We start from the raw sequence: 25,463 nt of genomic DNA on the forward strand, positions 1-25,463 counted from the left end.
GATGTTCGGCAATCTCGATTTCGACGTCATCCGCCGCGCGCTACCCTATCTGTTCTTCGAGGGCATGACGTTCACGCTGACGCTGACGGGGCTCGCTGCCCTCGGCGGCCTCATCTTCGGCACGGCGCTCGCCCTGATGCGGCTCTCCGGCTTCAAGCTGCTCGGCCGCATCGCCGGAATTTATGTCGACTTCATGCGCTCGCTGCCGCTGGTGCTGGTCATCTTCTGGTTCTACTTCCTGGTGCCCTATATCGGACAGTGGGTGACCGGCGCCCCGCGCCCGATCAGCGTCGGCGCGTTCGCATCCTCGCTCATCACCTTCATCATGTTCGAGGCGGCTTACTTCTCCGAGATCATGCGTGCCGGCATCCAGTCGATCTCGCGCGGACAGCCGGCCGCGGCCAGCGCGCTGGGGCTGACCTACGCCCAGACCATGCGCTACGTCGTGCTGCCGCAGGCCTTCCGCAACATGCTGCCGGTGCTGATCACGCAGACCATCGTGCTGTTCCAGGACACCTCGCTGGTCTACGTCCTGTCGATCACGGACTTCCTGGGAGCGGCCAGCAAGGTGGCGCAGCGCGACGGGCGCCTCGTCGAAATGTATCTGTTCGCAGCAGTCGTCTACTTCACCATTTCCTGTGTCGCGTCCTACGGCGTCCGCCGCCTCCAGGCGCGCATCGCCATCATTCGATAGAGCTGTCGGTCATGATCGAAATCAGCCACGTCAACAAATGGTACAGCCCCAGCTTCCAGGTGCTGACCGACTGCACCACCACCGTCACCAAGGGCGAGGTCGTTGTGGTTTGTGGTCCGTCGGGTTCGGGCAAGTCGACGCTGATCAAATGCGTCAATGCGCTGGAGCCGTTCCAGAGCGGCGACATCCTGGTCGACGGCACCAAGGTCAACGATCCCAAGACCGATCTGCCGAAGCTGCGGTCGCGCGTCGGCATGGTGTTCCAGCACTTCGAGCTCTTTCCGCATCTCAAGATCATCGACAATCTCTGCCTCGCGCAGGAGAAGGTGCTTGGGCGGCCGCACGACAAGGCACAGACCAAAGGCATGCAGCTCCTGGAGCGTGTCGGGTTGAAGGAGCAGGCGCAGAAATTCCCCGCGCAACTCTCCGGCGGCCAGCAGCAGCGCGTTGCCATTGCCCGCGCGCTCGCCATGGATCCGATCGTCATGCTGTTTGACGAGCCGACCTCGGCGCTCGATCCTGAAATGGTCAGCGAGGTGCTGGATGTCATGGTCGATCTCGCGCGTGAAGGTATGACCATGATGGTGGTTACCCATGAGATGGGTTTCGCCCGCAAGGTCGCCAACCGTGTGATCTTCATGGACCGCGGCGAGATCGTCGAGGACGCGGCGAAGGACGACTTTTTCGGCAAGCCGCGCAGCGACCGGGCGCAGAAGTTCTTGTCGAAGATTCTCTCGCACTGAGCGCTCCTCATCCCGAGGCGCGCGTCGCGCGAGCTATGATGCGCAATTGCGCATCTGATGATCGATCAGGCGGCGTAACGCGGGGCGAAATGGATTCCGGGCTCGTCGCTCCGCGCCGCCCCGGAATGACGAATAGAGGGGTGATCCGGCCCCCTAACTGGCGTATAAGCGCGCCAAATTCCCCATCTCGCCAGGAGACCTGCCTTGGATCCGATCGCCTATGTCAACGGCTCATTCGTCCCGCTCTCGGAGGCCAAGATCTCGGTGCTCGATCGCGGCTTCCTGTTCGCCGACGGCATCTACGAGGTCTCGGCCGTGCTCGACGGCAAGCTGGTCGATAATGCCTCGCATCTGGCGCGGCTGGAACGCTCCGTCGGGGAGATCAAGCTGAAGCTGCCGGAGACGATCGAGCGCATCACCGAGCTCCAGAAGGAGCTGATCGCGCGCAACAAGCTCCAGGACGGTCTCGTCTATCTCCAGGTCACGCGCGGCGCCGACAAGGGGCGCGACTTCCCGTTTCCCAAGGGGGACGTCAAGCCGAGCCTGGTGATGTTCACTTCCGAGAAGGACATCATCAACGCGGCGGCGGCGAAGACCGGCATCAATGTCATCACGGTGCCCGACATCCGCTGGGAACGCCGCGACATCAAGAGCGTGGCGCTGCTGGCGCAGGTGCTGGCGAAGCAGGCCGCGGCGGAAGCCGGCGCGGGCGAGGCCTGGATGCTGCAGGATGGCTACGTCACCGAGGGCGGCTCGTCGTCGGCGTTCATCCTGACCAAGGACGACGTCATCGTCACGCGCAAGAATTCCAACGCGATCCTGCCGGGCTGCACGCGCAAGGCCGTGATCGCGCTTGCCGAGGAGCGCCAGCTCCGCGTCGAGGAACGGTCCTTCACGGTTGCCGAGGCGCTCGCTGCCAAGGAGGCGTTCATCACTAGCGCATCCTCGTTCGTGCAGCCGGTGGTCGCCATCGACGGCAAGACGATCGGCGACGGCAAGCCCGGCCCGGTGGCAACGCGCCTTCGCGAGATCTACGTGGAGTTCGCCAAGGCGACGGCGGTTTGAGCCACGCCCACCGCGGTCATCGTCCGGCCTGACCGGGCGATCCAGTACGCCGTGACGGCAGGGATAGGTCCGATGGGCCGCGGCGTACTTCGGGCCCCGCCTGCCGCCTTCGCTAAAGCTTCGGCGCCCCTAGACCTTAACCCCGGCGAAGCCTTGGCGTAGCCGGGTCGCGGGGCATGACAGCTGCGGATGCCTCACGCCACCGACGTCTTCACTTTTACCGGATGCACCGCGCGGAACGCGATCGCAATCCTGTTCCAGGCATTGATGGCGCCGATCAGCATGGTCAGGTTCACCGTCTCCTCATCGGAGAACTGTGCGCAGACCTGCTCGTAAGTCTCGTCGGGCGCATGCGTCTGCGAGATCAGCGTCACCGATTCCGTCCAGGCCAGCGCGGCACGCTCGCGCTCGGTATAGAGCGGGGATTCGCGCCACGCGTTGAGCAGGTAGATGCGCTGCTCGGTCTCGCCGCGTTTGCGCGCGTCCTCGGCGTGCATGTTGATGCAGAAGGCGCAGCCGTTGATCTGCGACGCCCGGATCTTGACGAGCTCGATCAGCGATTTCTCGATGCCGGTCGACTGGATCTGCGCCTCCAGCGCCATCAGCGCTTTCATCGTATCGGGCGCGGCCTGGAAGTAGTTCATGCGGGGCTTCATGATCGTCTCCTTGCTTCTCGGATCGAGGTCAGTGGGCGCCACCGGCCGAGGTCTGGCCGGGCTTCTTCAGGAAGAGGACGGCGAGCAGCGCCACGATCAGCGCCATGCCGAGCAGATAGAAGGTATCGCTGAAAGCGAGGATATAGGCCTGCTTCTGCACGATACGGCCGATCGCGACATAAGCGCGATGCGCGGCGGCAGCATGGTCGAGCACGCCGTGATTGATGAAATACTGGGTCAGTTGCTCCAGCCGCGTGCGCGTCGCCTGCTCGAACATCGAGACCGACTGCATCAGCACGTTGGAGTGATATTGCTCGCGCTTGGTCAGAACGGTTTGCAGGATCGCAATTCCGACCGCGCCGCCAAGGTTGCGCATCATGTTGAACAGGCCCGACGCCGAGCCTGCGTTCTCGGCTTCGATGCCGGCGGTTGCCACCGCCGACAGCGGCGCCATGACCAGGGCCTGCCCGATCGCGCGAACGATATTGGGCCACAGCAGCTGGTCGGCGGCGTAGTCGTTGGTCATGTAGATGTTCATGAAATTGGACGCCGCAAACAGCATAAAGCCGACGCCGATCACGATGCGCGCATCGAGCTTCTGCATCAGACGCGGCACCAGCGGGATCAACACCAGTTGCGGCAGTCCGGTCCATGCCAGCACCATGCCGATCTGCTCGGCATTGTAGCCCTGGATGCGTGACAGATACTGCGGCAGGATGAACACAGAGCCGTAGAGCGCGATGCCGAGGAGGAAGTTCGCGAGCATGCCGAAACCGAAATTACGCCGCACCAGCAGGCGCAGGTTCAGGAGCGGCTTCTTCACAGTGAGCTCGATGATCAGGAAGGCGGTCAGCGCCACCGCCGCGATCGCCGACAGCTTGACGATGAAGGGGGAGCCGAACCAGTCGTCCTTGTTGCCTTCCTCGAGCACGGTCTGGAGCGCCGACAGGCCGATTGCCATGGTGACGATGCCGGCCCAGTCGCCCTCGCGCAGCAGCGAGAGTTTCATCGGTTTGGCCTCGAGTGCGTACCAGAGCATGCCGACCATGATCGCGCCCGGCACGAGGTTGACGTAGAAGATGTACTGCCAGCCGAAATTCTCGGTGAGATAGCCGCCGATGGTCGGGCCGATCGCCGGTGCGAACGTCGCCGACAGCGCGAACAGCGCGAGGCCCACCGGCTGCTTGCCGCGCGGCAGCAGGGTGATGATCAACGTGAAGGCCAGCGGGATCAGCACGCCGCCGGTGAAACCCTGGATGGCGCGCAGCACGATCATCTGCGACAGATCCTGCGCCAGCGCGCAGGCCGCGGACAGGATCAGGAACAGGATCGCGTTGGTGAGCAGATAGATGCGGATCGAGAACACCTGCGCCAGCCAGCCGGACAGCGGGATCACCACGATCTCGGCGACGAGATAGGAGGTCGAGATCCAGCCGCCGTCGTCGATGCCGGCGCCGATCGCGCCCTGGATGTCTGCGAGCGAGGCGTTGACGATCTGGATGTTCAGCACCGCCATGAAGGCGCCAAGCGTTGCGCCGATCACCGCGATCCAGGTTTTGGCCGGCACCGACGGTGCGGCGGGTGCGGGAATGCTGGCGGTGGATGCGGCGTTGAAGGCGGGTTGAAGCGTGCTCATGGAAGCCTCGTCTCGGCTACGGAGACAGGATGCGGATGATTTCGACAATCGACGACGTTCTGGAACGATCTTCCGGCGGGGGTTTGACAAACCTGCCGGAGTTGGGTCAGCCGCCGTTCGGCCGGAGCATGTTGTCGGCGAGACGCCTGGCCGTCTCGCGCTCGGCCAGCACGGTCGCCTTGGTGTCGATGGTCGGCACCGCGGACATGCCGGGGCGAAGCAGGCCGGTGAGGCTGTGGTCGTCGAGCACAATCTTCACCGGAACGCGCTGCACGATCTTGGTGAAGTTGCCCGTGGCGTTGTCGGGCGGCAGCAATGCGAATTCCAGCCCGCTCGCCGGCGACAGGCTGTCGACATGGCCATGCAGGGCCCGATTGCGAAAACTATCGACGTACAGCTCGACCGGCTGGCCCGGCCGCACATGTGTGAGCTGGGTCTCCTTGAAGTTGGCAACGACATAGACTGCATCGAGCGGCACCACCGCCATCAATTGTGTGCCGGCTTGCACGTATTGGCCGACGCGCAAGCTGCGGGCGCCGACCGTGCCATCCACGGGCGCGGTGATCTCGGTATAGGACAGGTTTAGCGTCGACTGCTGCGCGACCGCCCGGGCACGTTCGAGCTGGGCCGTGGCCTGGGCGCGTTGGCTGGTAAGCACGTCGATCTTGCGCTGCGCAGCCAGAAGGCCGTACTTCGCGTGCTGCAATTGCGCGCTGCTGGCGCGCAGCGCCGCGTCGGTCTGCTGCGCGCGCTGGATCGTGCCGGAGCCCGACTTCATGAGGTCGTCGTAGCGGGCGCGCTCCTCTTGTGCGAATTTCAGATTGGCGTCCGCAGCAGCGACGTCGGCCGTGCTTTGCTCGATGATCGGCTGCTGCAGCTCGAGCTCGGCATCGATGTTGCGCACAGATGCTTCGGCAGCCGCGACATCCGCGCGGGCCTGGTCGAGCGCCGCCCTGAAATCGCGGTCGTCGATCTTGGCCAGCAGCTGGCCTGCCTTGACCTTCTCGTTGTCGCCGACCAGCACCTTTGCGATGTAGCCGGAGACCTTCGGCGCGACGATCGTGGAATCGGCCTTCACATAGGCGTCGTCAGTGGATTCGAGGTACCGGCCGGTCTTGAAATAGTCGTAGCCATAGTCGCCGGCCACCGCGATGCCGAGGATCAGCGCCAGGCCGATGGCCGCCCAATTGATGGTCTGTCGAGACAGGCCTAGGCCGATTTTTGCAGTTGTTCCAGAGACATAAGAAGCGTTCGACATGACATCCTCGGAATTCGCGGCCGCCCGTTCGAAAAGGGGCGCCGCATTGACGAGGATAAGATGCGTTGTCCCGACCTTTGTGATAATCCCGGAATTCTTTGAAGCATTATCCAGTCATAATGGATAATCGGAACGTCGAGCCATGGATCGTTTCACCAGCCTCACCGCCTTCGTCCACGTGGTCGAAAACGGCGGCTTTTCCGCCGCCGCCCGCCGCCTCAACATGTCGACGACCATGGTGAGCAACCACGTCCAGGCGCTGGAGGACCGGCTCGGGGTGCGGCTACTCAACCGCACCACGCGGAAGGTGAGCCTCACCGAAATCGGCAAGGCCTATTATGAGCGCTCAACCCAGATTCTCGCGGATCTCGAGCAGGCCGACGACATCGCGAGCGAATTGCAGTCGGTGCCCCGCGGCACGCTGCGCATTCACGTCGCCACGCACATGGTGCCGTTTGTCGCGCCGGTCGTGGCGAAGCTGCTGTCGACCTATGCGGAGCTCAGGATCGATTTGCGCATGGGCGAGGCCGATGTCGATCTCATCGAGGAGGGCTACGACGTTGCCCTGCGCATGACCCCGCCGCCGGATTCGAGCCTGATCGTGCGGAGACTTGCCACCTGGCGTCACGTGCTGTGCTGCTCGCACGATTATCTCGAGAAGCACGGCCGGGTGCAGACGCTCGACGAGCTCACCGGGCACAATTGCGGTCGGCACTTGAACTATCCGTTTGGCGACGAATGGCGCTTCCTTGACCGCAAAGGCACTCCGGCTTCCGTTCGCATCTCGGGCAGCTTCGTCACCAACAGCGGAGAAGCGCTGCGGAAGGTCGCACTGGAGGGCGCCGCTGTCTGTCTGATGGCGGGGTTTCTCATTCAGGACGATCTCGAAGCCGGCAGCCTCGTGCGCCTCTTGCCGGAATATCGGACGGTCGAGCTGTCCATGAATGCGGTCTATCCGCATCGCCATCATCTGTCGGCGAAGGTCAGGACCTTCATCGACCTGCTCACGCACCACAGCGCCGAGCAGCAGAAGCTGATCAACCCTTATTCATGAGCGACGCGGCGGCGGCAACCGGCCAAACACGTTGTCGAGTGCCATGCCGATCGCAAGCAGACGACGATCACTTCCTGCAGGGCCGTCGAGCTCAAGCCCGATCGGCAATCTGCTGCTGGCGCCGAGTGCGATTGGGATCTGGATGCCGGGAATGCCGGCATTGCTGCCGGGATCGGTGTTCTGGATAAACAGTGCGAAATTCTCCAGGCTGCTGGAGTCCGGGTTGGAGGGAATGGCGATGCGCGGCGTGGTCGGAAAGGCGATGGCGTCGAGCTTGTTTCCGGAGAAGGTGTTGTCATAGAGAGCCTGAAGCGCAGGCCGTGCGGTCTTGATCGCGGCGTCGTAGATCGGCTTGGCGTCGATAAGCGTGTCGTCGGGACCGGGCAGCTTGCGCGGGATCACGAGGTCCTCATAGGTAGCCTTGACGTCGGCGCTGGAGATTTCCTGCGCCAGCGCCTCGATGCCGAGGCCGGTGCCGGTGTGTGCGAGATAGGCGACCAGATCGTCATAGGCCTCATATAGCGCGACTGGAAAGCTGACCTGGCCGTTGAGCTCCGCCAGTTGGGCCATCTCGATCTCGACCACGATGATCCCCTGAGCTTTCATCTGCGCGACTGCCCGATGGAAGGCGGCCTCGGTGTCGTCATCGAGATTGGTCAGCATCGCCTTGGCTATGCCAATGCGGACCAGCTTGAGATCCGCAGGCAGGACCGGATCGCCTCCGGCGATGACGCGGTCGAGCAGCGCGACATCGGCCATGGTTGCGGCCATAGGCCCCGCGGTGTCGCGGGTGTGCGAGATCGGCGCGATGCCGTCTTGCGGATAGCGCCCGACCGTTGGCCGCAGCGAGGCGCACCCGTTCAGGGCGGCGGGCACGCGTACCGATCCGCCGGTGTCGGTGCCGAGCCCGCCCGCGACGATTCGCGCGCCGATCGCGGCGCCCGTCCCGGACGAGGAGCCGCCGGCGATCCGCCTGCGATCATAGGCATTGCGCACGCCGAACTCGGCGCCGGTCTTGAACGCGGTGTTGTAGCCGGAGATGCCGAAGGCCAGTTCGTGCATGCTGGTCTTGCCGATGATGATCGCTCCCGCGGCGCGCAGCTTTGCCACGACAGGTGCATCGGCCGTTGGAATGTAATCCTTCAGCGCGGGGGTGCCGGCGCTACAGGGCAGCCCGGCCACCTCGATATTATCCTTGATCACGACGGGCACGCCGCCGAGCGGCCTGCTCCTGTCGCCCTTCGCGTCGAACGCCGCGGCGGCCTTCATGGCGCCGGCCTCGTCCAGGGTCACGAAGGCATTGAGATCGGCGTTGGCTCTGGCGCGGGCAAGAGCTTCCCGGATGAGTGCGGTGCTCGTGACCTTCCCGGCGCTGAGGCCGTTCGCGGCCTCGGTCAATGTCAGCTGGTCGAAATCCATGATGCGTCACCCGATCGCGGGAGCGCCATCAGGGCGTCCCTCCAGGTTCAGAGGCTGAAACGTTGCCGGCGCGGCGTCAACCGGTGGCGCGCATCCTTGCCGGCGATGGCGTGGGGAGTTCGGCGAGCAACCGCTCGATTTCGGACCTCACCTTCGCGATCGCGGCGGCCTTGACCGGCCCATACCCGCGGATTTCCATAGGGGCCCTTGCAATCGCGACGAGATCCGGAAGACTCGCCGTGTCGAGCCCGCCGAGCATCCGCTCGATCAGGTCTTGATACCAAGCGATCAGCTCCCGCTCGGCTCGCCGTTCCGCGGCGTAGCCGAATGGATCGAACGGCGTCCCGCGCAGCCCCTTCAAGCGCGCGAGCATGTTGAGAGGCATCTGGATCCACTGTCCGAAGGCACGTTTGCGAGGACGGCCACGTGCGTCGCGCCGCGACGGCAGGAACGGCGGGGCGAGGTGATACTGGATGCTGAAGCCGTCCTCGAATTCGCGCTTCAGCTCGTCGAGGAAGCCGCTTTGCATGTGCAGCCGCGCCACCTCGTATTCGTCCTTGTAGGCCATCAGCTTGAACAGGCTGCGCGCGACGGCCTCGGTCAGCGCCTCGCTGTTCAGGCCGGCTTCGGCGCTGCGGACTCTTGCGACGATCGCCCGGTATTGCGCCGCATAGGCCGCGTTCTGATAGGCCGTGAGGAAATCGAAGCGCCGGGCGATGAGCTGGTCGAGCGTCTCGGCCTTGGGCGCCTCGTCCGCGTTCGACAGAGAATCCGGATCGGCCGCGGCGACCCGGCCCCAGGCAAAGGCCTGCTTGTTGCGTTCGATCGCCACGCCGTTGAGCTCGATCGCGCGCGATAGCGCCTGCAGCGAGACCGGCACCAGTCCGCGTTGCCAGGCGAAGCCGAGCATGATGATGTTGGCATAGACGGCATCGCCGAGCAGGCGCTCGGCCAGCCCATTGGCATCGATCGTGCGGAGATTGTTCTCGCCGACCACGCGGCCGATCGCGCGCAGGCGGGCGGGCGAGGCGAGATCGGCGTCGCGGAAGCGGACGACGTCGCCGGTCGGCATCTCCGCCGTGTTGACCGCAGCGCGCGTGCCTTTCCGGTAGGTTCCGGACGCCTTTGGCGAGGAGCTGACGACGAGGTCGCAGCCGATCAGCGCGTCGGCCGCACCCTGGTCGATGCGGACCTGGTGCAACATTTCGGGGCTCGCGGCGAGGCGGATGTAGCTCAGCACGGGACCAAATTTCTGCGCAAAGCCGGTGAAGTCGAGGACCGAGACGCCGCGGCGTTCGAGGTGCGCGGCCATGCCGATCAGCGCGCCAACCGTGATCACGCCGGTACCGCCGACGCCGGTCACCAGCAGATCGTAGGGGCGGTCGAGCGTTCGGGGCGTGGGCAGGGGGAGCGTGGCCGCGCGGCCGACCGCGTCGATCCGGCTTGCGCTCTTCCTCCGGCGCGTCGCCCCTTCGACGGTGACGAAGCTCGGGCAGAAGCCGTTGAGACAGGAAAAATCCTTATTGCAGGCCGACAGGTTGATCTGACGCTTGCGGCCGAACGGCGTCTCCCTCGGCTCGACGCTGAGACAGTTGGATTCGACCGAGCAATCGCCGCAGCCTTCGCAGACGAGGTCGTTGATGTAGGCGAAGCGTTTGGGATCGGCCATCTGCCCGCGCTTGCGGCGGCGTCGCTTCTCGGTGGCGCAGGTCTGCTGATAGATCAGGACGGACACGCCGGAGACGTCGCGCAGTTCGCGCTGCACGGCATCCATCTCCTCGCGCGGGTGGATGGTGACACCGGTCGGCAGGTCGGCAGGCGAGAACTGTGCGGGATCATCCGACACCAGTGCGATACGCGCCACGCCTTCGGCGCGAACGCTGTGGGCGATGGCATGGACGCTGACGGGGCCGTCGACCGGCTGGCCGCCGGTCATCGCGACGGCATCGTTGAACAGGATCTTGTAGGTGATGTTGGCCCTGGCCGCGATCGCCTGCCGGATCGCCATCGAGCCGGAGTGGTAGTAAGTGCCTTCACCGAGGTTCTGGAACACGTGCTTGCCGCCGGTGAATCTCGACGACGCTGCCCAGTTCACGCCTTCGCCGCCCATCTGGATCAGCGAGGAGGTCTCGCGATCCATCCAGCTCGCCATGAAGTGGCAGCCGATGCCGGCCAGGGCCTTTGATCCCTCCGGCACTTTCGTCGACGTGTTGTGCGGGCATCCCGAGCAGAAATACGGCGTTCGTGTTGCGCCGCTGACGTTGATGGTGCGCGCCGCTTCCGGCATCAAGGCGGCTGCCCGCGCGGCGAGATTGAGATCCGGAAACATCGGGTCGAGCCGCCGCGCCAGCACGGAAGCGAGCGTCCGCGGCGACAACTCGCCGATCCAGGAGATCAGTCTCGCCCCTCGCTCGTCGTGCTTGCCGACCATGCGCTCGGGCTTGGCGCCGGGATAGTCATAAAAATATTCCTTGAACTGGCTTTCGATGATGCCGCGCTTCTCCTCGACCACGAGGATCTCGCGTTTGCCCTTGACGAAATCCATGGCGTCGTGCAGCGCCAGCGGCCAGACCATGCCGACCTTGTAGACGTCGATGCCGATGCTGCGGCAGGCCGCTTCATCGAGGCCCATCAGCCGCAGCGCCTCCATTAGATCGAGATGCGCCTTGCCCGTGGTAACGATGCCGTAGGTCGCGTCCGGAATATCGTAGATGTGGCGGTCGATCGGGTTGGCCTTGGCGAAGGCGTAGACCGCGTGCTTCTTCGCCTCCAGCCGTTCCTCGATCTGCGGGCCCGGCAGGTCGGGCCAACGATAGTGCAGGCCGCCGGGGGGCGGCGTGAAGTCGGGCGCGCGGAAGTCGCGGGGCGGACGCAGCGCGACGGAGGCGCCTGATTCCACGATGTCCGAGATCGCCTTGAAGCCGACCCACATGCCGGAGAAACGGCTCAGCGCGTAACCATATTCGCCGAAGGCGAGATATTCGCTGACGCTTGCAGGGTGCAGCGTCGGCATGAACCAGCTCATGAAGGCGACGTCGGACTGGTGCGGCATCGAAGAGGAGACGCAGCCGTGGTCGTCGCCGGCAACCACCAGTACGCCGCCATGCGGCGAGGAGCCATAGGCATTGCCATGCTTGAGCGCATCGCCGGATCGATCGACGCCGGGGCCCTTGCCGTACCAGAGCCCGAACACGCCGTCGACTTCGCGGTCGGCTTGCGTTTCGACCTGCTGCGAGCCCAGCACCGCTGTCGCCGCGAGGTCTTCATTGACCGCCGGAAGAAACTCGATGCGGTCCCGTTTGAGCCGTTCCTGGATGCGCCACAGTTCGAGGTCAACGCCGCCGAGCGGCGAGCCGCGATAGCCGGAGATGAAGCCGGCGGTATTGAGCCCGGCCGTACGATCTCGACGCGCCTGATCGAGCGCGATGCGGACGATGGCCTGCGTTCCCGTGAGGAAGACGCGGCCCTCCTCGCGTTCGTAGCGGTCGGAAAGTTCATAAACGTCGAGTGACGGAATGGCGTCCATGGCGGACCTCGCGCGGCACCCTGCCTGCTGGAAGGTTATGCCTGCGCGGCTGGTAAGTCTTACCTATTTACCCCGATTTGATCACGAGATCGGCAGAATTTTGCGAAATCAGGTGAGTTCTGGTAGAGGCTCCCACCGGGGAGGCTTTCATGATCGAAGAGCAGGACACCCGGATTCTCGCCCATCTTCAGAGGGACGGCCGCGCCACCAACCAGCAGCTGGCCGACGAGGTCGGCATGTCCACCTCGGCCTGCTGGCGCCGGGTGCGGGCTCTGGAGGAGAGCGGCGTCATCCGGGGCTATGCGGCGCTGGTCGCGCGCGAGCAGGCGGGCTTTGCGATGTCCGCCATCCTCCACGTCTCGCTGGAGCGGCATGACGCGAAGTTTGTCGACGAGTTCGTGGCCAGGGTCACGAAGCGCCGCGAGGTGCTGGAGTGCTTTGCGACCACGGGCGACGCCGATTATCATCTGCGCGTCGTCGTGCAGGACATGGCGGCCTACAACCGCTTCCTCGACGAGTTCATGTTCCGCATCCCCGGCATCCGCTACGTCCGCAGCAATGTTGTGCTGAAGGAGATCAAGACGGGGGTGGCGCTGCCGTTTTGAGGGAGCGCAGGACGACACGGTGGACGCAAGGTGCGCAACTCCATCCCCCCACCCTGAGTAGGCCGCGCAGCGGCCGTCTCGAAGGGCGAGGCCGAGAGCCGGGCCTTCATCCTTTGAGACGCTTGCTTCGCAAGCTCCTCAGGATGAGGATCACCGCTGCTCCCGCACGAACCTGTTGCGCAGCGTCCCGACACCCGTGATCTCGACCTCCACGACGTCGCCGTGCTTGATATCCGGCGAGGCACCGTCGGTGCCCATCCAGATCACGTCGCCGGGCCATAGCGTGAAATACCTGGTCAGCTCGACCAGGAAGGGCACCACGCCGAAGATCATGTCGGCGGTCGCGAAGCGGTTGGTCTCCTTGCCGTTGACGCGGACGATCGTTTCCATCTTTTCGAGATCGGCTTCGGTCTCGATCCACGGTCCCATTGGCTTGAACGTGTCGGCGTTCTTGGAGCGCCACAGGCTGCGGTCGGCCTTCTGCCAACTGCGCTCGCTGACGTCGTTGCCGATGGTGTAGCCGAACACGCAATCCATCGCGTTCTGCTCCGTGAGATGCTTCACCTTCTTGCCGATGACGACGACGAGTTCGCCCTCGTAGTGGATCTTGTCCGTCGCGAAGGAGGGGATCACGACCTCCTCGTCATGGGCGATCAGCGCGTTCTGCGCGCGATAGCCGATCTCGGGCCTGTCAGGCACCGCCGGCACCTCGCCGCGCTTGTCGGCCGCTTCCTTGAGGTGCTTCAGATAGTTCAAGCCGACGCAATAGAAGGTACGCGGGATCAGCGGCAATTCGATCTTGACCTCGGACAACGGAAGCATCCGCGAGGAACGCTGCCATCCGGCGAAGGGATCGCCATCGACCGCGATCACCCGGTCGCCTTCGACGATTCCCCAGGACGTCTTGCCCGAGGCGGCGAATTTCAGCCAGCGCATGTCATGTCCTCGCTATTTTGGTGCATCGCGCGGCTGCACCTTCCAGGCGCCGGCAGCCGGCCGCTCGAGCCCGAGGTTTTCGCGTAGCGTCCTGCCGCGATAGTCCGTCTGGAACAGGCCGCGACGCTGCAATTCTGGTACGATATGCTTGACGAAATCGGCGTAGGAGCCGGGCACGTAGGTTGCGGCGATGACGAAGCCATCGCAACCGCGCTCCACGAACATCTCTTCCAGCTTGTCGGCGATCTCCTTGGGACCGCCGACCATCGCGTCCTGCACTTGCCCGCGACCGGAGAAGGTGACGAAGTCGCGCGCGCTCGGGTTGCTCTTGCCTGACGCCCTCAGTACGCCGTCGCGGATACCCAAGATGCCCTGCATGCTCTTCAGTTCTTCCGTCGTCAGCGGCTCGTCAAGATCCTTGGAGGCGAAATCGTAGTTGAGCGCTTCGGCGAGCAGCGACAGCGCGTCGATCTGGAGCGGCAGCTTGTCGATCAGCGCCATCCTGTCTTCGGCCTCAGCCTTAGTTGCGGCGCAGACCGGCGTGGTCAGATTGCACAGGAGCATCTGGTCAGGGTCGCGGCCGGCCGTCGCCGCTTCGTTGCGCACGGCTGCATAGCCGTCCTTGGCGGCGGCGAGATTGCGCGCGGCGGTGAAGATCACCTCGCCCCAGCGCCCGGCGAAGCGCTGGCCGCGGCCCGAAGCGCCGGCCTGGATGATCACGGGATGGCCTTGTTGCGAGCGCGGAACGGTGAACGGCCCGCGCGACTTGAAGGCCGGCCCCTTGTGGTCGAGCCGCTTCACCTTGGTGGGATCGGCGAAGCGACCGCTTTGCTTGTCCATGATCAGCGCGCCGTCTTCCCAGGTGTCCCAATGGCCGAGCACGACCTCCATGAACTCGTCGGCACGGTCGTAACGAGAATCGTGCTCGGGGTGGGAATCGCGGCCCATGTTGAGCGCCTCACCGTCATTGAGCGAAGTGACGACGTTCCAGCCGGCGCGCCCGCCGGACATCAGGTCGAGCGTTGCGAAGCGGCGCGCGACGTCGAAGGGCTCATAGTAGGTGGTCGAGCAGGTCGCGCCCAGGCCGAGCTTCTCAGTGACCATGCCCATCGTGGTCAGAACGATCAGCGGATCCATCTTCACGCAGCGGATGCCGTATTCGACAGTGTGGGCGTGGTCGTTGCCGTAGCGGTCGGGCATCGCCAGGCGGTCGTCGAAGAAGGCCATGTGGAACTTGCCGGCCTCGAGGATTCTGGCGATCTCCTGATAATAGTCCGCCGACATCGAATCGTTGCGCGAGTCCGGATGCCGCCAGGAGCTCGGGAGGTTCGTGCAGTTCTGCGCCTGGAGGAAGCCGACCAATACCATCCGCCGCGTCATGCTGCTGTTCTCCCGATGACGTCAGGCCATATCGAGGATGGTGTCGAGCCTGTCTTCGCACGCCAGCGCGCGCAGCTTTTCCCAGGTGGCATCCTCGATCTCAATACCGTCGCGCAGCCGCTACAGCTCGCGCAAGCCGTCGATCTCACCGGGATACAAGTCCGCGGCATGGCGTTCCCTCGGCTTGCTGCCTTCAATAGGCTGCTTGTTAGGTGCCATCGTCTCAAAGCGCAGGAGCGATATCAATCTCCTGTAAACCAACACAGGGCTACAAATTCGTAAAGAGAACGCGCCTTTGATCGAGGATTCGTCCCACGCGGAGGCATTTCCGGCAGTTGTGCGTTGTTCGTTCGTTGCTCGTTCACTTTGATCGACGGTTTGCAGTGCGCAATAACGACCACTTAGGCGATCGCCGCTGATAAAGTCACCGGGATAAATAGGCAGAAATGCCCGGGAGCTGAGATCGTGCCGACGACACTCGCGCGCACCTTTGCGGCGTTGAGCGCCATCAATGAAGCGATCCTTTACGCGAGATCGCCGGACGAGCTGTACCAGAAGGTCTGCGACGCCGGATTTTCGAGCGGGGATTTTCTGGCTGTTGCCGCGTTCCTGGTGGAGCCGGACGGACGTCGGTTGCGCTTTGCGGCTGGCTGTGGCGATGACATTGCGCGGCTCCGCTCGATCGTGATCACGACGGAAGCCGGCACGCCAGAGGGATCCGGCGTCGGCGGTGAGGCATTTCGCGATCAGAAGCTGTGCGTCAGCAACGATTATCTGAACGATCCACGCTCGCTGGCCTGGCGCGAGGGTGCCGCCCAGGCCCGCATCGGTGCGGCTGCGGCGCTGCCGCTGCTCTGCAACGGCAAGAGCGTCGGCGTCCTGTATGTGACGCGGAGCGAGGCCAACTCGCTGAACGAGCAGATGGTGTCGCTGTTCGAGCGCATGTCGGCGAACATTTCCTACGCACTGGACAATTTCGCCCGCGAGACCGCGCGGCAGACAAGTGAGCGGGCGACACGGCGGCTCAACCGCATGTTCGGTGCCATCAGCGCCACCAACGAGGCGATCCTGCGCGCCAAGACCGAGCAGGAGCTGTACCAATTGGTGTGCGACGCCTCGGTCCACGGCGGCAAGTCGCTGGCGACCATCGTGCTGCTTCGCGAGCCGGATTCGCACTGGATGAAGCCCGTCGCCGCCACCGGGCAGAACCTCGAGCTGGTCACCCAGGCGCGCTATTCCGTCGATCCGGAGAATCCCTACGGCAAGGGCATCTCGGGCGAGGTGTTTCGGACGCAGAAAGCCATCGTCGAGGACGATCTCGCCAGACGCACCAGGGGCACGCCGTGGGAGCAGGCCAACGTCAACACCGGCGTCGCTGCCTGCGTGGTCGCGCCGTTGATCAGGTACGGCGAGAGCGTTGGCGTGCTGCTGTTCTTCATCAGCCGTTCCTGGGCCAAGGACGAGGAGATCGTCGCGCTGCTGCTGCGTATGGCCGAGAACGTCTCGTTCGCGATCGAGAATTTCGGCCGCGAGGCCGAGAAAGCCTGGATCTCCGCCGAAGAAGAGTGCCTGGCGCGCATGTATGCGGCGCTCAGCGCCACCAACGAGGCGATCCTGCGGGCACGGTCGCGGGCTGAGCTGTTCGACCTCGTCTGCGAGGCGACCGCAACGGGAGCAAAGTTCACCTCGGCCACCGTCGCGCTAGTCGATCGACGCGCCGAGCTGCTGCGCGTGGTCGCCAGTTATGGACCGAATGCCGACGAGGTTCGTAAGTTCAAGTTCTCCACCTCCGACCAGGTGCCCGAGGGCCGCGGGCTGACCGGCACCGCGTTTCGCACGGGCCAGCCCGCGGTCAGCAACGACGTGCTCGCCGACGAGCGCATTGCGCCGTGGCACGCCAGCTGCCGCCGCAACGACATCGCTTCCGCGGCGGCATTGCCGCTGTTCAACGGCGACCGGGTGAAGGGCGTCTTTCTGTTCAACTCTCCGGGGCGCGGCACCTTCACGCCGGAACTCGTCGAGTTGCTGCGCAAGCTTCAGGCCAATGTCGCCTTCGCACTCGAAAGTTTCGACCGCGCCGACGAGAAGGCGCGGGCGGACAAGCAACGCAATCGTCTGAGCGGCATGTTCGAGGCGCTGAGCGCAACCAATGAAGCCATCATGCGCGCCAAGTCGCGTGAGGAGCTGTTCGAGGCTGCCTGCCAGGCGGCCGTGCTCGGCGATCTCTTCGCTTCGGCGACCATCGGCATCATCGATGAAGAGCTGGAGCTCGTTCAAGTCGTTGCGGTCAAGGGGCGCCTGCAGGAGCGCATGGCTGGACGCAGCTGTAACATTTCCGCCGGCCATCCCGAGGGCGAGGGCATCATCGGCACCTCGCTCCGAACCCGCCGGCCCAGTGTCATGAACGACTATCTGAACGAACCGCGGTCGGCATACTGGCGCACAAAGGCCATCGAGGATGGAACGCGGGCTGCTGCCAGCTTCCCGCTTCTGAGGGCGGGAGAGAAGCCGGTCGGCATTCTGCTCTTCCTCGCGCTGGAAGAGGATACGTTCACGCCCGATCTGGTCGAGCTGCTCGGACGCCTGGCGGAAAACGTCTCCTTTGCACTCGACAATTTCGATCGTGCCGAGGAGAAGGTCCGGACCGAAGCGCAGAAGGAGCGCCTGACGCGCATGTTCGCGGCTCTGAGTGCGACCAACGAGGCGATCATGCGGGCAAAGTCGCGTGCCGAGCTGTACGACCTCGTATGCCTTGCAGCATCGAACGGTGCCAAGTTCACCTCGACTACGATTGCGCTGTCGAGGGCCGGCACGGACCAGCTTGAGATCGTCGCCGCCGCCGGTCCGTCCGCCGAGACCACGCGCAACGTCCGTCTCTCCATCGATCCCGAGCGGCCCGAAGGGCGCGGCATGAGCGGTACGGCGTTCCGGACGCGTCGGCCCTGCATCAGCAACGACTATCTCAACGACGACCGCGTGAGCGCCTTCCACGCCATCGTGCGTGGCGACGGCGCGCGCTCGGGCGCGGCATTTCCGCTCATCGCGCACGACCAGGCCGTCGGCGTCATGATCTACCTGTCGACCGAAACGGCGACGTTCACGCTCGAATTCGTCGAGCTGTTGCAGCGCCTTGCCGACAACGTCTCCTTCGCAATGGAGAACTTCGATCGCGCCGACGAGAAGAAGCAGGCGGACGAGCGGATCGAGTATCTCGCCTCGCACGACAGCCTGACCGACCTGCCGAACCGCGAGACCTTCAACGGGCTGCTGCACGCGGCGATCGATACCGCGCAGCGGCACGATCACCGTTTTGCGGTGCTGTTCATCGATCTCGACCGTTTCAAGGTCATCAATGATTCGCTGGGTCACGAAGCCGGCGACCTGCTCCTGCTCGAGGTGGCGAACCGGTTGCGCGGCGCGCTGCGGGCCAGCGACGTGGTGGCGCGGCTCGGCGGCGACGAGTTCGTGGTGATCCTTGACCAGTGCAGCGAGATCGACGACGTCCAGCGCATCGCGACCGGGCTGCTTGCGGCACTCGCCGAGCCCATGGAGCTGGCGGGGCACGAGTGTCACACCACGGCCTCCATCGGCATTGCGATCTATCCGGCCAACGGCTCCGACGCGCAGACGCTGACCAAGAATGCCGACATGGCGATGTACCTCGCCAAGGAGGACGGCAAGAACGGCTATCGCTTCTTCTCCAACGAAGTGAAGACGCAGTCGATCGAGCGGCTGTCGCTCGAGAGCGCACTACGCCGCGCGCTGGAGCGCGGGCAGTTCTCGCTGAACTACCAGCCCAAGGTGGACATGGAGACCGGCCAGATCACGGGCGTCGAAGCGCTGCTGCGCTGGGCACATCCCGAACTCGGCAATGTCTCGCCGGCGCAATTCATTCCGCTTGCGGAGGAAACCGGGCTGATCGTGCCGATCGGCCGCTGGGTGCTGAACGAGGCCTGCGCGCAAGCCACGGCCTGGCAGCGCCGCGGCCTGTTGCCGCTGTCGATGGCGGTCAACCTGTCGCCGCGGCAGTTTGCCGACGAACATCTGTTGCAGGACGTCGACGAGGCGCTGGCCGCCAGCGGCATGTCGCCGGTGCTGCTCCAGCTTGAGGTCACCGAGAGCATGATGATGCGCAATGTCGGTCGCGCGCTCAAGGTGCTCGACTCCATCCAGAGCCGCGGCATCCGTCTGGCCATCGACGATTTCGGTACCGGCTATTCGTCGATGTCGCTGATGAAGCACTTTCCGATCGATACCATCAAGATCGACCGCTCCTTCGTGCGCGACCTGCCGCAGGACTCGGAGGATCAGGCGATCGCACAGGCGATCATCAGCATGGGCAAGGCACTCGGGATGACCGTCGTCGCCGAAGGCGTCGAGAACGCCGAACAGGAGGCCTTCCTGCGGACCCACGGCTGCGACGAGATGCAGGGCTTCCTCATCTCCAAGCCGCTGCCGGCGCGGCAGATCGCGGAGCTGCTACGGCCGATGGTGCTGCCCGTCGCGCCGCCGCTTCAGCCGGAGCGGGATCCCATCGCCGAGGAGGCCGCGGCGTTACGGTTGAAAAGCGCTGTCGTCTGACGGCTGCGGGTGCAGCTCACGAGGCTCGTGAGCCTCGCTTTCCTCCTTGCGCGGAAAATCGTCCGGCCACGGCAGCGAGGTCTGATCCTCGAACAGGGCGAGAAGCAGGCGCGCGCCGTCGGCAAAGGTCGATCCGTCGCCGAGGCCGAGCGTGGATGACCACGCACCTGGCATCGGCTGGTGCGCGTCGCGCATCGCGATCGCGGGTCCCCACCACCAGGCCGGCGCCGGCGATCGTTCGTCCTCGGGCACGGCGAGCCAGCGGGCGAATTCGTTCACCACGCGCTCGAATTGCAGGCTTGCGGCCTGATGCATTCGCTCCGTGCTCCTTGTCGCGCCTGAAAGCAGGCCGATGCGCGCGCCCGGTCGTGGTCTTGAAGCTCTGAAGAACGGCGCGCCGCGCGGCCACGTATGCCGCTCCATCGGCGGCCATACCACAAGCACCCGGCGGCCAGAAAAGCGGCCGACGCGGGCTTTCATAGTCTCTTCATTCTCTTTAGCGGCTTAAGGTCCCCGCCGGCAAGGGCAATAAGGTTGCCTAACGCGATCTGAACGGATGCGCCTTCTGGTGCCAGGCCCAGGCCGTGCGGATGACCGTCGGCAGGTCGGAGTGACGTGGCACGAAATTCAGTACCTTTCTCGCAGCAGAAGGATCCGCAACGAGATAAGTGGGATCGCCGGCACGGCGCGGCTTGACAGTGTGCGGCACCTCGCGCCCGGTCTCCTGCCTGATCGCATCGAGGATCTCCCGCACGGAAAATCCGGAGCCCGTGCCGAGATTGAAGCTGCCGCCGGCGTGGCCTTGTTCCAGAAGCTTCAGTGCCGCGACATGCGCCGCCGCAAGGTCCGTGACGTGGATGTAGTCGCGGATCGCGGTGCCGTCGGGCGTGTCGTAGTCGTCGCCGAACACCGCGAAGTCGACATGTCCCTGAAGCGCCATCATGGCGCGCGGAATGAGGTGGGTTTCGTTGTCGCGCAACTCGCCGATGCCGCCGGCCGGATCGGCGCCACTGGCATTGAAATAGCGCAGGCAGAAAGCACCGAAGCCATAGGCCGTGCGGTAGTCGGCGAGCATGCGCTCGATCATCAACTTCGATGCGCCGTACGGATTGATCGGCGCGCAAGGAAAGTCTTCCGGCAGCTCCTTGGAATCGGCGTTGCCATAGACGGCGCCGGTCGAGGAAAACACGATGCGATGGCAGCCCGCGTTGCGCATGGCCTGCAGCAGCGACAACGTGCCCTGGACGTTGTTGATGTAGTATTTCTGCGGGTCGATCATGGACTCCCCGACGAGGCTCGCTGCCGCGAAATGCATCACCGCCGTGACCTTGTGGTCGGCGAAAGCGCGCGCCAGCACCGCGCCATCGAGCAGATCGCCCGTCACCAGCGGGCCGGAGACGAAGCTGCGGTGACCTGTCGAGAGATTGTCATAAACGACGGGCTGATAGCCGGCGGCGGTCAATGCGCGGCACGCATGCGAGCCAATATAGCCCGCGCCCCCGGTGACGAGGACGGTCGGTCGGTCGGTCATGTCGTCTTCTGCTCTTCTTCTAGCGGATGGGGCGGTTGCGGCTGAGCAGAAGATAGAGCGCGCGGGGGTTGGTGGTCAAATAGCGCCAGAGCAGACGGCGTGGCTCGAGCAAGGTGCGCCAGGCCCATTCGAGTCCGATCTTCTGCATCCATTGCGGCGCGCGGGAACGGCTCCCGGACAGGAAGTTGAACAGGCCGCCGGATGTCTTGATGACGCCAACATTGGTCAGATGCGCCGTAAACTCCTTCACGAATGCCTGCTCGTTGGGCACGCCGAGCGCGACCCACAGATAGTCCGGCGCCAGGGCGTTGATCTCCTCGACCTTGGCACGCAGCGCCTCGCCTCGCAGATAGCCGTGGCTGCGCCCGACGATCTTGAGGCGTGGATACATCTTCTGGACGTTCTCGACCGCAGCAGCGTTCTCGGCCTCGCTTGCGCCGAACATATAGAACGTGCGGCCGATCGCTTCCGCCTTGCGCGCGACGACGTGGAACAGGTCCGTGGTGGCAACGCGCTCCGGCAGCGGGAACCAGGATTGAAGCTTCGAGGCCGCGACCAGCGGCTGACCGTCGGCGTTGATCAGGTCGGCGGCGCGGAACAGGCGCTCCGTCTGCGGTTCGGTCGAGCAGCGCGCCAGCACCTCGCCATTGGCCGAGGTCAGGAACAGCGGACGTCCGATGCGACTATCCGGATCGGTCGCCTCGATCATGAAATCGGCGGTGGCTTCCAGGTCGAGCGCGGCCATACGAAGCCCGCCGACCGTGATTCTCGGCACGTCGGCAGTCGCTGCCCGTCCGTCGAGGTTGACGCGGCGCTCAAGCATATTGTCTGCCTCGTTGGCGCGTTTGGATTGCTGGGGTGAGCTCCTCGAGCACGACGCCGACGAGCTTGCGCTCGGCGGGGCCGAGCGCGGCCAGGATCTCTTCCAGGTTGTCGTTGACGTCGAGGCTGGTCGGCAGCACGGCCACCAGCGAATCGGTGTCGTCGAGCAACTTGAAGTCGCCGGCCGACAGCGGCATCGCCGGGCCGTCGAGGATCACGAGATCATAGCCGCCGGCGGAACGGGCCTGCGCAATCGCCTTGCGGATCGCGGCGGCAGCCTTGCCGGCATCGCCCTCCGCGGCCGGCAGTACGGAGATGCCGTTGACCGTCTTGATCTCGCGTGTGTCCTTGTTGCCGATCGAGAGCCATCCGAGCCTGCTCGGTTCGCTCTTGCTGAGACGGAGGACCTTGTTCGAGAGCGAGCGTGCCTGATGGTCGGCATCGATCATCAGCACGCGGGCGCCGTCGCGCGCAGCCGCGAGTGCGAAATTCAGCGTGGTCACGCTACGTCCGGTGGTCTCGCCGGCCCCGACGAGCGCGATGACCGGCATCGCCTTGCCGCCGGCGCGCCGGGCTACCGCCGCGCGCATGTCGCGCCAGGCGTTGAGCAGTGTCGTCAAGGGAAAGCCGGGGCGGAGCGTTGGCCAGCCCAGCCGCGTGAGGTCGACTCCGCCGCCCGTAGCGAGTATGGCGCCGAGGGTGTGGATGACGTCGGCTTCCTGGAAGCGTGCGATCAGCGGCTTTTCGATCAGGGGCTGTTCGACCATTGAGGGCTGCAGCGGGGGCGCGGCAAGTTCCGGCGGAACCCGTTCGACTTCCAGAATTCGCGAGGCCGGCTGAGGCGGCGAAGCCTCTGGAGGAGGCGCGGGCTGCGGAGCTCGCACGGCATCCGGTGCCGGCGCGCGCTGTGGACGCGCAGGCGTCGGCGCTGGTGCGGTCGCGCCGGTGAACAGGAGCTCGACCGCGACGAACCAGCTCGATGCCGCGATCGCCCCGAAAATGAACCCGATCATGGCGAACAGGCTCATCGCGGGCGGGAACGAGCGCCGCTGGGGCACCGTCGCCTCGCCGATGACGCGGGCCGCCGACGTGTTCAGGCTCTCCTGCTCCTCGGTCTCGCGCGAGCGCTTGAGAAAGGATTGATAGACGTCGCGGCTGGCATCGACCTCGCGTTCGAGTTCGCGCAGGCGCACGGCAGCCTGGCTCAGCTGGACGCTCTGCCGCTTCTGCGCTTCCAGCGCCCGGTTGAGGGAAGCTTCAAAATCGCGGGCGCGCGTCAAATCGTTCTTGGCGGACTGGGCGAAGCGGTCGATCTCTTCGTTGATGGTGCGCTTGAGGTCCTCGACCTGCTTCTCGGTCTGGCGCAGCGCCGGATGGCGCGGCCCGAGCTCGCTGGCCTGTTCCGCATATTTCTTGCGGGCATCGGCATATTGCGCGCGCAGATTCGCGATCGTCGGCGATTGCAGCGCCTCTGGGATCGCACCTGCATCCGCGGCCGTGCGCCGGCTCGTCTCGATTTGGTCGAGCCGTGCCTGCGCATCCATCGTCGCCGCACGGGCCGCGGAGAGACGCTGGTTGCTGGCGGAGAGTTGCTGGTCGCTGATCAGCGCATCCTGGGTGCCGACGAAATTGTTCTGGGCCTTGTAGGCGGCAAGCGCAGTCTCGGCGTTGCGCAGCCGATCGCGCAGCTCCTTCAGGCGGCTGGAGAGATCGTTGGTCGCGCGCCGCGCGGCAGAAGCCTGCGAGCTGCGGGATTCGGCGAGGTAGGCGCTGGTCAGCGTGTTGGCCAGCATCGCCGCTTTCGCCGGATCCGTCGACCAGACCTCGATATCGACGATGAAGCTCTTCTCGGTCTTGCGGACGGCGATGTGCTTGTTCAATGCGTCGAGCGCAGCAAGCTGCACTTCATTCTTCTCCGCGACGGAAGGTGCGCGGGCGTGCAGGCCGATCAGCCCGAGCAGCGACGACATCAGGCTCGTGCCGCCCCCGCCGCCGAATTCCGGATCCTTGTCGAGACCTGCCTGCTGGATCACCTGGAGCAACACGCTGTTGGAGGTGATCAGGCGTGCCTGGCTCTCCACCACCATGGACATGCCGGAGACGTCCTGGGCGCGGGGCGTGAGCTCGCGGTCGACGAGTTGAAGCTCGCGCGGGTCGACATAGAGCTGAGCGGTGGCGGTGTAGCGCGGCGTCAGGCTCTTGCCGACGACGACGGCGAGCGTCGCACCGAGCAGGGCGGCCGCGGTGATCGCGACCTTTCGCCGCCACAGCAGATTGGCGAGCTCGATGACGTTGAAGCCGGCCTGAGACTTCCGTTGCGAGGCCACCGGTCCGGCCCGATCGATCGGCTGGTCATAGTCAAGCATGATCCCCAGCTTTCATTCCAACTGCCGCGGGCTGAGGGGTTACTCTTCGCTTTACGCTACGCACCCGGGATATGGGGGCCCAATCAACGCAACAGGGAAAATTAACCATACTCACTGAGGGACTATTCACCGAAATGGCAAACAAAGCGTTTAAGCGCATGCCGCCCATCGGGGCGTCCTCGCGACGCTCGCGACACCGGGGCCTTCCAGGGATTAACGATTCGTTACCGCGCGCAGCGTGGCCGCGAGCCTCCGCTCGATCAGTGATGGGCCGGGCACGCGTCACGGCTGTCAGATCTTCCGCAGGATGACGTGATAGTCGCCGCGACGGACGTCGGTGCCGCGCGGGAGCACGGCGTTCAGCACCGCGGCGCCGGCGTCGACCACGGCTGCAAACAGCGGCTTGCGCCGGCGCATCTCGGGATAGCGCGGACTCTCGACCTCGCGACGATAGATCATCTCGAGGCCGTTGGCGGTCGCGAATGCTTCGAGCCGGGGCAGCGTCACCAGCGGATGGAAGAACGTCGGGAACGGTGGCTCGCCGGGCAGACCGGCATCCTTGATGCCGCGGATGTGCCGGTAGAACCAGACGTGAAACCAGTGCGGCGAATATTTGGTGACGACACCTGAGAGCGAGCGCGGATTGGGCGCACCGATCAGGATCATCCCGCCGCGCTTGAGTGCGTCACGGAAGTTCAGGAGCGCGGCGTCGACGTTCGGCAGATGCTCGATCACGTTGTAGCAGATCACGAGATCGAAGGTCTCGCGTCCGAAGCGGTAGGTCTGGACGTCGCCGAGGATCGCCTCGTCGGCGTAGGTGTTGTTGCGGACCTGGTCCTCGTCGATGTCGACGACCGTGACCTTGCTGCGGCTCAGCAATTCCGGTGGGAGAACGCTGCACGAGCCGCCGCCGGCTTCATAGATGGCGAGCCGGTCCCGCGGCAGCTCGCGGCACAGCACGTCATGGACGGCGAGCAGGCTGTCGCGGGCTTCGCCGGGGACCAGATCGTGCAGCGCCTGGGTAGGTGGTGTGGACGCGGAGACATTGATTGCCGTGGCTGTCGCGAAGTCGATCGTGGCTGGCTTGTTCATGATTTTCTGACCGCGCTTGTTCTGTTCAATTTTACAGGAGAAGACTCGCTCGCCCGAAGAGCAAATCCGATGCCGCGCCGTCTCACTGATCGCAGTGCT

The 25,463-nt window shown here is 64.7% G+C and carries 18 protein-coding genes; 6 read left to right on the top strand and 12 right to left on the bottom strand.

The window, feature by feature from the left end; translation table 11 throughout:
* Window position 1: 1 nt before the first annotated feature.
* The 3 genes from ABIG06_RS18085 to ABIG06_RS18095 all read left to right on the top strand — a co-directional run bounded on the left by ABIG06_RS18085 (window position 2) and on the right by ABIG06_RS18095 (window position 2,502).
* Window positions 2-694, top strand: a complete 693-nt coding sequence (locus ABIG06_RS18085) for an amino acid ABC transporter permease (RefSeq protein ID WP_370137976.1) — start codon at window positions 2-4, stop codon at window positions 692-694.
* 11 nt (window positions 695-705) lie between these two features.
* Window positions 706-1,437 carry an amino acid ABC transporter ATP-binding protein gene (locus tag ABIG06_RS18090; protein ID WP_124163094.1) on the top strand — a complete coding sequence of 244 codons (732 nt, stop codon included), beginning with the start codon at window positions 706-708 and terminating at the stop codon, window positions 1,435-1,437.
* A 204-nt stretch (window positions 1,438-1,641) separates the two neighbouring features.
* On the top strand, window positions 1,642-2,502 hold the full coding sequence (locus tag ABIG06_RS18095; protein ID WP_370137979.1) for a D-amino-acid transaminase: 861 nt from the start codon (window positions 1,642-1,644) through the stop codon (window positions 2,500-2,502).
* A 194-nt stretch (window positions 2,503-2,696) separates the two neighbouring features.
* Here the strand turns inward: ABIG06_RS18095 and ABIG06_RS18100 are convergent, their stop codons facing one another.
* The 3 genes from ABIG06_RS18100 to ABIG06_RS18110 form a co-directional block, all read right to left on the bottom strand.
* A complete protein-coding gene (locus tag ABIG06_RS18100; RefSeq protein ID WP_370137980.1) occupies window positions 2,697-3,158 on the bottom strand; it encodes a carboxymuconolactone decarboxylase family protein in 462 nt (153 codons plus the stop codon).
* Window positions 3,159-3,186: 28 nt separating this feature from the next.
* The gene (locus tag ABIG06_RS18105) at window positions 3,187-4,794 is read right to left on the bottom strand and encodes an MDR family MFS transporter (RefSeq protein WP_370137981.1); all 1,608 of its coding nucleotides are present in this window, start codon (window positions 4,792-4,794) and stop codon (window positions 3,187-3,189) included.
* 106 nt (window positions 4,795-4,900) lie between these two features.
* Window positions 4,901-6,052 (bottom strand): HlyD family secretion protein, encoded by a 1,152-nt coding sequence (locus ABIG06_RS18110; RefSeq protein ID WP_370137983.1) that lies wholly within the window; start codon window positions 6,050-6,052, stop codon window positions 4,901-4,903.
* A gap of 142 nt (window positions 6,053-6,194) precedes the next feature.
* Between ABIG06_RS18110 and ABIG06_RS18115 the strand changes: the two genes are divergently transcribed.
* Complete coding sequence (locus tag ABIG06_RS18115; protein WP_370137984.1) at window positions 6,195-7,106, top strand: LysR family transcriptional regulator; 912 nt, start codon at window positions 6,195-6,197, stop codon at window positions 7,104-7,106.
* On the opposite strand, the gene iaaH is transcribed toward ABIG06_RS18115, so the two are convergent.
* A complete protein-coding gene (gene iaaH, locus ABIG06_RS18120; RefSeq protein WP_370137986.1) occupies window positions 7,101-8,525 on the bottom strand; it encodes an indoleacetamide hydrolase in 1,425 nt (474 codons plus the stop codon). The genes ABIG06_RS18115 and iaaH overlap by 6 nt on opposite strands.
* A 76-nt stretch (window positions 8,526-8,601) precedes the next feature.
* Window positions 8,602-12,051, bottom strand: a complete 3,450-nt coding sequence (locus ABIG06_RS18125; RefSeq protein WP_370137988.1) for an indolepyruvate ferredoxin oxidoreductase family protein — start codon at window positions 12,049-12,051, stop codon at window positions 8,602-8,604.
* A 149-nt stretch (window positions 12,052-12,200) separates the two neighbouring features.
* Between ABIG06_RS18125 and ABIG06_RS18130 the strand changes: the two genes are divergently transcribed.
* Window positions 12,201-12,656, top strand: coding sequence for an Lrp/AsnC family transcriptional regulator (locus ABIG06_RS18130; protein ID WP_124163086.1), 456 nt, complete (start codon window positions 12,201-12,203; stop codon window positions 12,654-12,656).
* A gap of 150 nt (window positions 12,657-12,806) precedes the next feature.
* Here ABIG06_RS18130 and ABIG06_RS18135 read toward each other — a convergent pair whose 3' ends face one another.
* Together ABIG06_RS18135 and ABIG06_RS18140 are read right to left on the bottom strand one after the other, a co-directional pair.
* Window positions 12,807-13,592: a fumarylacetoacetate hydrolase family protein gene (locus ABIG06_RS18135; RefSeq protein ID WP_370137989.1), complete on the bottom strand. Its 786-nt coding sequence runs from the start codon at window positions 13,590-13,592 to the stop codon at window positions 12,807-12,809.
* A 12-nt stretch (window positions 13,593-13,604) separates the two neighbouring features.
* Entirely contained in the window at window positions 13,605-14,972 is a 1,368-nt protein-coding gene (locus ABIG06_RS18140; protein WP_370137991.1) for an LLM class flavin-dependent oxidoreductase, read from the bottom strand.
* Between the two features lie 465 nt (window positions 14,973-15,437).
* Between ABIG06_RS18140 and ABIG06_RS18145 the strand changes: the two genes are divergently transcribed.
* The gene (locus ABIG06_RS18145; RefSeq protein ID WP_424578363.1) at window positions 15,438-19,553 is read left to right on the top strand and encodes a bifunctional diguanylate cyclase/phosphodiesterase; all 4,116 of its coding nucleotides are present in this window, start codon (window positions 15,438-15,440) and stop codon (window positions 19,551-19,553) included.
* Here the strand turns inward: ABIG06_RS18145 and ABIG06_RS18150 are convergent.
* The 5 genes from ABIG06_RS18150 to ABIG06_RS18170 form a co-directional block, all read right to left on the bottom strand.
* Window positions 19,527-19,868: a hypothetical protein gene (locus tag ABIG06_RS18150; RefSeq protein ID WP_370137992.1), complete on the bottom strand. Its 342-nt coding sequence runs from the start codon at window positions 19,866-19,868 to the stop codon at window positions 19,527-19,529. The genes ABIG06_RS18145 and ABIG06_RS18150 overlap by 27 nt on opposite strands.
* A 223-nt stretch (window positions 19,869-20,091) precedes the next feature.
* Window positions 20,092-21,084 carry a UDP-glucose 4-epimerase GalE gene (gene galE, locus ABIG06_RS18155; protein ID WP_124163082.1) on the bottom strand — a complete coding sequence of 331 codons (993 nt, stop codon included), beginning with the start codon at window positions 21,082-21,084 and terminating at the stop codon, window positions 20,092-20,094.
* A gap of 19 nt (window positions 21,085-21,103) precedes the next feature.
* Window positions 21,104-21,907, bottom strand: coding sequence for a WecB/TagA/CpsF family glycosyltransferase (locus ABIG06_RS18160; RefSeq protein ID WP_124163081.1), 804 nt, complete (start codon window positions 21,905-21,907; stop codon window positions 21,104-21,106).
* A complete protein-coding gene (locus ABIG06_RS18165; protein WP_370137995.1) occupies window positions 21,900-24,272 on the bottom strand; it encodes a Wzz/FepE/Etk N-terminal domain-containing protein in 2,373 nt (790 codons plus the stop codon). The genes ABIG06_RS18160 and ABIG06_RS18165 overlap by 8 nt, the downstream gene beginning before the upstream one ends.
* A 291-nt stretch (window positions 24,273-24,563) precedes the next feature.
* Window positions 24,564-25,364 (bottom strand): class I SAM-dependent methyltransferase, encoded by an 801-nt coding sequence (locus ABIG06_RS18170; RefSeq protein WP_370137997.1) that lies wholly within the window; start codon window positions 25,362-25,364, stop codon window positions 24,564-24,566.
* Between the last annotated feature and the right edge of the window lie 99 nt (window positions 25,365-25,463).

The organism is Bradyrhizobium sp. USDA 326 (assembly GCF_049739485.1).
In the GTDB taxonomy this organism is placed as follows: domain Bacteria; phylum Pseudomonadota; class Alphaproteobacteria; order Rhizobiales; family Xanthobacteraceae; genus Bradyrhizobium.

Excerpts from the sequence above, each read along its gene's own strand:
- ABIG06_RS18110 (WP_370137983.1), bottom strand. The coding sequence starts at position 6,052 with ATGTCGAACGCTTCTTATGTCTCTGGAACAACTGCAAAAATCGGCCTA.
- ABIG06_RS18125 (WP_370137988.1), bottom strand. The coding sequence starts at position 12,051 with ATGGACGCCATTCCGTCACTCGACGTTTATGAACTTTCCGACCGCTAC.
- ABIG06_RS18130 (WP_124163086.1), top strand. The coding sequence starts at position 12,201 with ATGATCGAAGAGCAGGACACCCGGATTCTCGCCCATCTTCAGAGGGAC.
- iaaH (WP_370137986.1), bottom strand. The coding sequence starts at position 8,525 with ATGGATTTCGACCAGCTGACATTGACCGAGGCCGCGAACGGCCTCAGC.
- ABIG06_RS18085 (WP_370137976.1), top strand. The coding sequence starts at position 2 with ATGTTCGGCAATCTCGATTTCGACGTCATCCGCCGCGCGCTACCCTAT.
- ABIG06_RS18090 (WP_124163094.1), top strand. The coding sequence starts at position 706 with ATGATCGAAATCAGCCACGTCAACAAATGGTACAGCCCCAGCTTCCAG.
- ABIG06_RS18165 (WP_370137995.1), bottom strand. The coding sequence starts at position 24,272 with ATGCTTGACTATGACCAGCCGATCGATCGGGCCGGACCGGTGGCCTCG.
- ABIG06_RS18140 (WP_370137991.1), bottom strand. The coding sequence starts at position 14,972 with ATGACGCGGCGGATGGTATTGGTCGGCTTCCTCCAGGCGCAGAACTGC.
- ABIG06_RS18135 (WP_370137989.1), bottom strand. The coding sequence starts at position 13,592 with ATGCGCTGGCTGAAATTCGCCGCCTCGGGCAAGACGTCCTGGGGAATC.
- ABIG06_RS18105 (WP_370137981.1), bottom strand. The coding sequence starts at position 4,794 with ATGAGCACGCTTCAACCCGCCTTCAACGCCGCATCCACCGCCAGCATT.
- ABIG06_RS18170 (WP_370137997.1), bottom strand. The coding sequence starts at position 25,364 with ATGAACAAGCCAGCCACGATCGACTTCGCGACAGCCACGGCAATCAAT.
- ABIG06_RS18100 (WP_370137980.1), bottom strand. The coding sequence starts at position 3,158 with ATGAAGCCCCGCATGAACTACTTCCAGGCCGCGCCCGATACGATGAAA.
- ABIG06_RS18150 (WP_370137992.1), bottom strand. The coding sequence starts at position 19,868 with ATGCATCAGGCCGCAAGCCTGCAATTCGAGCGCGTGGTGAACGAATTC.
- ABIG06_RS18115 (WP_370137984.1), top strand. The coding sequence starts at position 6,195 with ATGGATCGTTTCACCAGCCTCACCGCCTTCGTCCACGTGGTCGAAAAC.
- ABIG06_RS18160 (WP_124163081.1), bottom strand. The coding sequence starts at position 21,907 with ATGCTTGAGCGCCGCGTCAACCTCGACGGACGGGCAGCGACTGCCGAC.
- galE (WP_124163082.1), bottom strand. The coding sequence starts at position 21,084 with ATGACCGACCGACCGACCGTCCTCGTCACCGGGGGCGCGGGCTATATT.